This window comes from Helicobacter trogontum, from assembly GCF_000765905.2.
Classification (GTDB): Bacteria; Campylobacterota; Campylobacteria; order Campylobacterales; family Helicobacteraceae; genus Helicobacter_A; species Helicobacter_A trogontum.
The window spans coordinates 1-440 of record NZ_JRPL02000115.1; the positions used below are offsets into that span (position 1 = coordinate 1).

Sequence of the window (440 nt, forward strand, 5' to 3'; positions counted from 1 at the left end):
TTATACAAGTCAAGGCTTTGCTAAAGAACTAGAATCTAAATCAAAAGATTTAGAAGAAGCAGTAACTGCACTTACACAAAGCTCAAACACACAAGCAAGTTCATTACAACAAACTGCAGCATCAGTCGAAGAAATTACAAGCTCAATGCAAAATGTAAGTGGCAGAACAAATGAAGTTATCACACAAAGTGAAGACATTAAAAATGTTATAGGTATTATTAGAGATATAGCAGATCAAACAAATTTATTAGCATTAAATGCTGCAATAGAAGCAGCAAGAGCAGGAGAGCATGGTAGAGGCTTTGCAGTTGTAGCTGATGAAGTAAGAAAACTAGCAGAGCGAACACAAAAATCTCTAGGTGAGATTGAAGCAAATACAAATATCTTAGTGCAAAGCATTAATGATATGGCAGAATCTATTAAAGAACAAGCACAAGGTA

At 34.5% G+C, this 440-nt stretch carries 1 protein-coding gene; it reads left to right on the forward strand.

Features of this window, described 5'->3' with window-relative positions; translation table 11 throughout:
• Positions 1 to 440, forward strand: a 440-nt coding sequence (locus tag LS81_RS12280) for a methyl-accepting chemotaxis protein (protein ID WP_237022250.1), incomplete at both ends; no start/stop codon positions are given.